The 4,715-nt window shown below is 64.2% G+C and carries 4 protein-coding genes, 1 pseudogene and 1 riboswitch; of the genes and pseudogenes, 1 reads left to right on the top strand and 4 read right to left on the bottom strand.

Going from position 1 to position 4,715, the window contains the following annotated elements; translation table 11 throughout:
- Positions 1-31 precede the first annotated feature (31 nt).
- Positions 32-201: riboswitch (M-box (ykoK) riboswitch) on the top strand.
- Positions 202-432: 231 nt separating this feature from the next.
- The gene (locus tag AC2VOP_RS10895) at positions 433-624 is read left to right on the top strand and encodes an Rv1535 family protein (protein ID WP_486960974.1); all 192 of its coding nucleotides are present in this window, start codon (positions 433-435) and stop codon (positions 622-624) included.
- 6 nt (positions 625-630) lie between these two features.
- Here AC2VOP_RS10895 and AC2VOP_RS10900 read toward each other — a convergent pair.
- The 4 genes and pseudogenes from AC2VOP_RS10900 to AC2VOP_RS10915 all read right to left on the bottom strand — a co-directional run.
- Positions 631-808: pseudogene (locus AC2VOP_RS10900) on the bottom strand (hypothetical protein); the annotation flags it as partial.
- Between the two features lie 102 nt (positions 809-910).
- Positions 911-3,073, bottom strand: coding sequence for an alkaline phosphatase family protein (locus tag AC2VOP_RS10905; protein WP_486960975.1), 2,163 nt, complete (start codon positions 3,071-3,073; stop codon positions 911-913).
- Between the two features lie 330 nt (positions 3,074-3,403).
- The gene (locus AC2VOP_RS10910; protein ID WP_486960976.1) at positions 3,404-3,679 is read right to left on the bottom strand and encodes a hypothetical protein; all 276 of its coding nucleotides are present in this window, start codon (positions 3,677-3,679) and stop codon (positions 3,404-3,406) included.
- The coding region (locus tag AC2VOP_RS10915) for a cation-translocating P-type ATPase C-terminal domain-containing protein (protein WP_486960977.1) at positions 3,676-4,715 on the bottom strand (1,040 nt) is incomplete at its 5' end. The genes AC2VOP_RS10910 and AC2VOP_RS10915, both read right to left, overlap by 4 nt.

Genomic DNA, 4,715 nt, shown 5'->3' on the forward strand with positions numbered 1-4,715 from the left:
GCGACGGCCCCGTCGTGCACTATGGACTACGCAAGCACCTCGTTAGGTGAGGCGTCTGCACGGATATAGGCCACTGACCCTGAACGTCGAGAGACGCCCCCGGTCAGGACAGCTCTTCCCGGCTTAAGGGTTGAGCCCAAGTGGCTTCCGGGTTACCGGACACGTCGTGCAGTGCCGAAGCTCTGACGAGAGGGGTGCGGTTCTCCGACAGTTGTCGGTCTCCGCCTCCTGATTGCGTGACCTATCGCGCAGGCGCGCGCCGCGACGACCGAGAGGAGGTGAGGGACGAATGAGTTCCGGTGATAGTCCGAGCCGATATCCGACATCAGTTCCGTCCCCATCCGAACGGTCGCATACCGCCTCCAGCTGAGCCCAATCCATCTGGCTCCCCCGCTGGTGTGCGAAGCGCCGCTACGCGACTAGGAGGCAGCCATGGTTGCAATTGCTTACACCGACGTCACGACGCCAGCCCCGCGTGCCACGCACGTGTCGAAGCGGCGGGCGCATCGGTCTGCGTACACGGCGGATCCCGTCGTGGACATGGCGAGTCGTCTGCTGAGCGGCCCACTGCACCAGGTGTACGCGCTGCTGTGGCGCGCCGGGTTGCTGGTCGTCGACGACTGACCCGGCGAACGCCCGCAGTTCGGGCAGCTTGTACTGCGCGCCCACCCCACGAGTGTCCTGCCGGGTTCGCCGCGGCCATCCGGGCGACCAGTGGCACATCTCGTTGACACATCATGCACCACGGCGCCCAGAACCACAGCACCGCCGGCTTGCCCTTCAGGGACTCGCGGGAGAACGGTTGGCCCCGGCGAGCATGCCCGCCACGGTGCGTCGACACGTCCAGTCGCTTATGTCGCATCCGCCTCCGCATCGAAGTGCGAAACTCAAGTGGTCCTGGAGTCGACCATTATTTCCAGAACGCATTCATGGGTTCGGCGTACTTGTCGTTGTCGGTGAGCGGGGCCAGAGTTCCCGGTGCAGGACGTAAGGCGTCTTCGATCGTGGCCATCAGGCTATACACGTTGTAGTCGGCGTCGGTGGTGAAGGGGCCGGCCTGCATCCCTCCCTCCGTCACGGCGCCCTGGTTCGGGATGACGATCATCGGAACATTGTCGCCGTCGTTGTCGTGTTCGACGTCCAGTGACGGTTGGTTTTGGTCCTCGTCGAACGTGATGAAGATCGCATCCTTCTCGTTTGGGTCAGTCCACGTCGGCGAGTTCTCAATGGTGGTTACCGCGTACTGGAGGAACTTGTCCTGGCTTGTAATGTTTGCATTAATTGGGATGACTTCGTTGAAAATATAGTTGAAAGCGCTCTGAATGCCAGACTTCAGATCATTGAGAACGTTGAGAATAGTAGACTTCGGATCGCTGAGATCGCTGAGAATGGGACTTCCAGCGCTGGCCCCGTGGGGGTCAGCGAAAGTCCCATAGGGGATGTCACCCACGTTGGGTTTGACCCACGCGAAGTCCGGGAAGGTGCTCGGGTTCTGCAGAGCGCTGGATAAATCCGACAGCGCGTGAATGTGTTCCGTCAGGTAAGCGGGGGTGTTGTCGTAGACGTAGGTGTATTGCTCGAAGGGTGTTGTTCTTCCGTCGACTATCATACTCTTCGTTATGGTCGTATCCGCCGGGATGTTCTCAGCGTAGTCGTCCCACGATATGCCCGCCTTATCCCATTCCTGCATAAGGTTGGGTTCGGTGATGCTGCCCGCTGTGTCGTCGTAGTCGATGCCGAAGTCCGACCCACCCACGAGCGCGATGTAGTTGGGGTTGCTGGGGTGGTCTAGCGAGTGGTAGCCAATGTCGAAATCTTCTGTCTTGATCAGGTGGTTCATGAACGGCGCCAAGGGGTTGCCCACGATAGCCCTGTCGCCCTCGTCCTCCAAGTAGATCACGAACACGTGATCGAGGTGGCCGACGTCGGACACCGGAGGGGTGAGCGGCGCCGCGGTCAGGCTTGGATCGCCGACCGTGAACGACTCGTCGGCGGCGTAGGCGCCGTTGTATTCGTCGAGGAAATAGTTCTCGTCGTGAAAAAACGTCGTCACCTGCGCGGAGGTGGTGCCCTCCGGGACCGTCCCGGTGATGTCGCGGTGCTCAAACCCGGTGAAACCCAGGCGATCAAATACCGTGACCAGGTTGATCGGCTCGGTGCCTTGCACGTCCACTCGGTCGGCGTTGACGAAGGCCGGGTTGACCGAGTCGGTGCCCAGCACGTCCCCGTCGGCATTGAGGAAAGTGACCTGCACTGAGGTGTAGGACGGGTTCAAGAATTGGCCGCCGAGATCTGCACTGAGCTCGAACGGCGTTCCGGCTGCACCGGTGAGGTTGACGGTTTGGCTGATGCTCGATGAGCCCACGGGTCCGCCGGCGGCGAAATTGTCGTCGCCGGCCGGGGTGCCCGGCGGCGCGTGCTGCGGAAAGTCAAAGAAGAACGGCAGGTCTGGGGACGGAGACTTAAATGTCCACGGAAAATTGCGCGGGGTGTCATAGGCGATCACGGTCGGGTCGCCGGTCTCCGTCGTCCAGCCCGGAATGGTCACCCCGTTGTAGCCCGACTCGGACGGGTCGGCAATTGCGAAGTTGCCGTTGACCAGCAAGTTCTGACTCATCGCGCCGGTGGGGGCTGCGACGTAGTTAAACTTGTTCAACAAGGTACCGAGTGCGGTGTCCACATCCTGACTCAACGTGCCCCAGCCCTGCTCCAGCGCATGCAACCAGGCACCAGCCGGGTTGGCTGCGGCCACCGAGCCGGCGCCGACGACACCCGGTTCTTGAGCCGCCCCGGAAACGCCGGACAGATCGACCAACGAACCCGTAATCGCGGTGAGGGCCTGGTCAATGATTGCGTCGAACCCCTCGGCACCGGCCTTGGGCGCGTGGGCCAGCGGCCCAAGCCCGAACGTCAGGAACGCACTGATCGCCCCGGTCGTCCCGATAGCGCGTCGACGCCGCCGCGCCATCGCCTTACGCGATGCTGAATTGTGCATCCTGAAGCGCCGATGAGCCATGAGTTCGTCCTTCCCTGGGCAGCAGAGACGAGCGCGCTTAAGCAGATTGTAGACCACAGTTACGCCGTGTCATCGCGGTCAATGCTGGCAATCGGTAGCAGTAAACGGAAACGGTGACACCATTCACAACGAGAACGGTGTCAATCGAGATCTTGTTGGGCACCGGTTCTCGATATTGCGCACGATCTCGCGCTCCCGGTCCCGCACCGCGCACACGACGTCGACGAACCGGTCGACGAGGCCAGTCGTCGATCGCCAGGAACCGGACGCCGGGGGACTGCGCCAGCGGTTGTCAATGCATGGACTCAGGACATTTTTGGTGGCTTGCCGTCGTGCGATGCTTGACGGTCCTCCGGGTCGGCTGGGTCGGCTCCTGCGACTGTTGCCTCAGGCCTCTTCCAGCGCTTCGCCGAGCTGTTCGAGTAACTGGCTGCGGTGATTGCTGGCCATGATGTGGCCGGCGGCAACGGCGATGGCCACCGGCCAGTCGATGATTTCGAACGCGGCCAGCATCACCAAACCGCCGTAGTAGGCGATGTGTTCGGGCGGCGGGATCGTCACCCGGCCGATCAGTGGCAGGTCGACCGCGAAGGTTTCGCCCTTGCGGATCTGCTCCAGGGCGTCACGCTGCGAAGTGCTGCGGCGCGACTTGTCCACCATCATTTGCCTCCTGGTACCGATGGGTGGCCATACGACCTGTCAAGGCCATTGTCCACAACGTGCAGCCGCGGTGTTGTTCGGCCGGCTGCGCGCGCAGCGGCAGATACAGGGGTCGTCGTGGCGGTGGGTTCGTCGGGTGCCGGTGCGGCAGTCAACGCCGAAAGGAGGCGGGGTACGACGGCCGCCCCGACGGTGGCCGCTCCCGCGGTTCCCAGCGCCTGAGTCCAGCCCACCGGGCCGAGCGGCGTGCAGCCCAGCATCTGGCTGATGCCGGGGAGGCTGATCAACGTCGCCATCGCCCCGAGCGAGCCGATCGCGGTGAGCACCACCAGCGGGTCGTGGGAGTCCAGCAGGGTCTGGCCGAGTTGCGCGGTGACCAGCGAGACCAGTGCGACGGTGGCCGCCCGGCGCTGCCGCCCGGTGAACGATGCCCACGCCCAGGCCGTCACCGCTGCGGACGCCGTGGTCACTCCGCGCACCGCCACCTTCCGCCACAGCGCGGCCGCGTCCGGGCCGTGTGCGTCGGCACGCGCCGAGTCATCCAGGGAGCTGACAGCCAGCGCGGTGGCGGGCAGCGCGTCGGTCAGCATGTTCACCAGCAGCAGTTGCCGAGTGTTCAGCGGGGACCGGCCGGTGATCGCGCTGCCGATGATGGCGAACGCCACCTCGCCGGCGTTTCCGCCGAGCAGCACCGCAACCGCCGCCTGTACCCGCTGCCACAGTTCGCGCCCTTCGTCGAGGGCGTCCAGCAGCGCATGGACCCGGCCGTCGAGTAGCACCACGTCGGCTGCGGTGCGGGCCGCGTCGCTACCGTGGGCGACTACTCCAATCCCGACGGTGGCCGCCCGGATCGCGGCCGCGTCGTTGGCGCCGTCGCCGACCATTGCGCAGACCCGGCCGGTGCGCTCCAGCGTCTGCACGATCTGCACCTTGTTCTCTGGAGACATCCGGGCGAACACCACCCGCTCTGCGACGGCGCGCTCCCGGTCTTTGCGCGACAGGGCTTTCCACTCGGCCCCGCTGATGACCTGATCGGTGG

Source organism: Mycobacterium sp. TH-M106, assembly GCF_057473765.1.